Genomic DNA, 3,692 nt, shown 5'->3' with positions numbered 1-3,692 from the left:
CGACGGGACGCTGGCGAGCGCCGACGCCGCGGGCCCCGCGGCCAGCACGTCGCGCACCCGCGCCATCGACCAGCGCTCGGCGGGCTCGCGGCACATCGTGGCCTCGAGCAACGGTGCGAGCCAGCCGGAGTTCGGGAGCCGGGGCGGGTCCTCGTGGACGATGCGGTAGAGGGCGCCCAGGACGTTGTCCCCGACCTCGTACGGCGGGTGGCCGGCCAGCGCGTGGAAGAGCGTGGCGCCCAACGACCAGACGTCGCTGGCGTCCGTCGCGAGCTGCCCGGAGGCGACCTCGGGGGAGAGGTAGGCCGGCGATCCGGTCACCAGGCCGGTCTGGGTCAAGGAGGCGTCCGCCTCGGCACGAGCGATCCCGAAGTCCGAGAGCTTCACCTGCCCGTCCGGCGCGACCAGGATGTTCGACGGCTTCACGTCCCGGTGCACGATGCCGGCCGCGTGCGCCGCGGCGAGCGCGTCGGCAGCCTGGCCGAGGACCTCGGCGGCCTCGTCCGGCGCGAGCGGGCCGCGCTGACGGACCAGCTCGGCGAGCGTCGAGCCCGCGACGTACTCCATCACCAACCACTGCTCGGTGTCGTCGGGGCCCTCGGTCACGAGGTCGTAGACCGCGACGACGTGGGGGTGGTTGAGCCGCGCGGCGAGGCGCGCCTCCCGCTCCGCCCGGGCCAGGTCGGGCGTGGCGACGCCCGGGGCGATGCCGACCCGCTTGAGGGCCACCTGTCGCCCGAGCACCTCGTCGAGGCCGAGCCAGACGGCGCCCATGCCGCCGCGCCCCACCTCGCGCTCGAGGGTGTACCTACCACCGATCACGTGCCGTCCTCTCCCGGATCCGCGCCAGCCTAACCAGCCCTCCCAGGACGCCTGTTCGGTCACCGCGAGCCGGACGGTGGGCAACCGGGTGGGCGCCGGCGGGGGAGATGGGGCAGGCTTGACCCGCCCGTACCCATCCAGGGACAGCTCACTTCGAAAGGTCCGCCGTGCCCATCGACCCGACTCTCCTCGACGACCTCGAGTGGCGCGGACTCATCGCCCACTCGACGGACCTCGACGCTCTGCGCGAGGCACTGGCCGGAGGAAGCGTCCGGTTCTATGTCGGCTTCGACCCGACCGCTCCGAGCCTCCACATGGGCAACCTCGTGCAGATCCTGACGGCCAAGCGACTGCAGGACGCCGGGCACACGCCGTACGCGCTCGTCGGGGGTGCCACCGGCATGATCGGCGACCCCAAGGAGTCGGGCGAGCGCAGCCTGAACTCCCTCGACACCGTCAAGGAGTGGGTCGAGCGGGTGCGCCGCCAGATCGAGCCGTTCCTGTCCTTCGAGGGCGAGAACGCCGCCACCATGGTCAACAACTACGACTGGACCGCGAGCCTGTCGACGATCGACTTCCTGCGCGACGTCGGCAAGCACTTCCCCGTCAACCGGATGCTGTCGCGCGAGGTGGTCCGCAGCCGGCTCGAGGCCGGGATCAGCTACACCGAGTTCAGCTACGTCCTGCTGCAGTCCATGGACTTCTTGAACCTCTTCCGCGACCACGGGGTGACGCTGCAGTTCGGCGGCTCCGACCAGTGGGGCAACCTCACCGGCGGCGTGGAGCTGATCCGGCGCTCCGACGGGGGCAAGGCCCACGCGTTCGCGACGCCGCTCGTCACGAAGGCCGACGGCACGAAGTACGGGAAGACCGAGGGCGGTGCCCTCTGGCTCGATCCGGAGATGATGTCGCCGTACGCCTTCTACCAGTTCTGGCTCAACGTCGAGGACGAGAAGGTCGGGGAGCTGCTGCGCATCTTCACCTTCCTGCCGCGCGCCGAGATCGAGGAGCTCGAGGCCCAGCACGCCGAGAAGCCGTTCCTGCGCGCCGCCCAGCGTGCCTTGGCCGAGCACGTCACGACGCTCGTGCACGGGGCCGAGGAGACCGAGCGCATCAAGGCAGCGTCGGCTGCGCTCTTCGGCGGCGGCGACCTCGCCGCGCTCAGCGCCGCCACCCTCGGCGCCGCCCTGCGCGAGGCGGGCAGCACGCGCATCGACGGCGACGAGGAGATCCCGCCCGTGGTCGACCTGCTGGTCGCGACGGGGCTCGCGAAGAGCAAGGGCGAGGCCAGGCGCACGATCACCGAAGGCGGTGCGTACCTCAACAACGTGCGCGTGGAGGACCCCGACGCCGTACCCGCGGCCGACCAGCTCCTCGACGGGACGTGGATCGTCCTGCGCCGCGGCAAGAAGAACTTCGCCGGGGTCGAGGTCCACTGACCGTGGGACCCGGCGCGCGCTGGTTGGACGAGCTCGAGGAGCGGGCGCGCGACGTGCTGCCCGCACCGGTCTTCGAGTACGTCGTCCAAGGCGCCCGCGACGGGGTCACCGCGGCCGAGGCGACCGCGGCGTGGAGGTCGGTCCGGCTGCGCCCACGCGTCCTCCACGACGTCACTCACGTGGACACCTCGGTCGAGCTCTTGGGTCGCACCTACCGGGTCCCCTGGGGCGTGGCGCCCAGCACGCTCCAACGCGCCATCCATCCCGACGGCGAGCTGGCGATGGCGCGAGCCTGCGCCGACGCGGGGTCCCTGATGGTCGTCTCCAGTAATGCGGGCACCTCGTTCGCGGAGATCGGCGCCACCGGCGTCGAGTGGTGGCTGCAGGCCTACCTGCCGGCCGACCGCACCCTCGCCGAGCCGATGCTCGAGCGCGCGGTCGCCGCCGGCGCGGGGGCGGTGGTGCTCACGGTCGACACTCCCGTGGTCGGGACGAAGTACGCCACCCCCGGCACGGCGGCCGTGTGGGAGAGCGTCGACCCGAGCATCCTGCGGGTGAACTTCGACGCGGGCTACGACGAGATGCCCGGGGCGGAGAAGGCCCTCGACCTCGGTCCGCACGACATCGGCTGGGTCGCGGCGCACACGGGGCTCCCCGTCGTGGTCAAGGGGGTGCTCCGGGCCGAGGACGCCGTGCGGTGCGTCCAGGCCGGCGCTGGAGGGGTCTGGGTCTCGAACCACGGAGGTCGCCAGCTCGACCGGACGGCACAGACCGCCGGCTGCCTGGGGGACGTGGTCGCCGCCGTCGGCGAGCAGGCCGAGGTGTACGTCGATGGCGGCATCCGCAACGGGCTGGACGTGCTGACCGCCCTGGCGCTGGGTGCCCACGCCGCGTTCCTGGGCCGATCGCCGCTCTTCGCGCTGCTCGAGGGGAGCAGGGGAGTGGCTCAACTGCATGCCGAGCTGGGCGACCAGGTGGTCGAGGCGCTGCGCCTGGCCGGTGCGCGCACGGTGGCTGAGGCACGTGGGCTCGCCGGCACGACGCGGGCGACCCCGCTCTGACCTGCGCAAACGCGATTGTGGCTGGGGTCACGCCGCCTCGATTTGAACTCCCCGGACAGGTCCCCTAATGTTCTCCGAGTCGCCAGGGAGCGGCGGGAGGCAAGACCGCGAGGTCGGGCCTCCGGCCCCGGTGGCCACCTCTCTCACACCACCCTCACGGGTGTCCATGTGCGCGCATCAGCGGCCAACGGACATCGCCGAGGTCTATCGGTGTGCGACGGTGAGGCGAGAAAAACGCGGATTTGCGCCGCGGAATTCGAACCGCTAAGTTTTACGAGTCGCCGCAGGCGAAGGCCGAAAAAGCCGGAGCACGGTGTGCGTCTGATTCTTGAGAACTCAACAGTGTGTCATAGTCGACGAATTAGTTTGT

The 3,692-nt window shown here is 71.5% G+C and carries 3 protein-coding genes; 2 read left to right on the top strand and 1 reads right to left on the bottom strand.

Going from position 1 to position 3,692, the window contains the following annotated elements:
- On the bottom strand, window positions 1-822 hold an 822-nt coding region (locus Q0L15_RS15300), incomplete at its 3' end, for a serine/threonine-protein kinase (RefSeq protein WP_296605317.1).
- Between the two features lie 167 nt (window positions 823-989).
- Here Q0L15_RS15300 and tyrS point away from each other — a divergent pair.
- Together tyrS and Q0L15_RS15290 are read left to right on the top strand one after the other, a co-directional pair.
- A complete protein-coding gene (gene tyrS / locus Q0L15_RS15295) occupies window positions 990-2,261 on the top strand; it encodes a tyrosine--tRNA ligase (protein WP_296605316.1) in 1,272 nt (423 codons plus the stop codon).
- A gap of 2 nt (window positions 2,262-2,263) precedes the next feature.
- Window positions 2,264-3,322 carry an alpha-hydroxy acid oxidase gene (locus tag Q0L15_RS15290; RefSeq protein ID WP_296605315.1) on the top strand — a complete coding sequence of 353 codons (1,059 nt, stop codon included), beginning with the start codon at window positions 2,264-2,266 and terminating at the stop codon, window positions 3,320-3,322.
- Window positions 3,323-3,692 lie beyond the last annotated feature (370 nt).

It is taken from the genome of Nocardioides sp. (assembly GCF_024509035.1).
GTDB lineage: Bacteria > Actinomycetota > Actinomycetes > Propionibacteriales > Nocardioidaceae > Nocardioides.
This window is presented reverse-complemented; position numbering and strand designations above follow the sequence as displayed.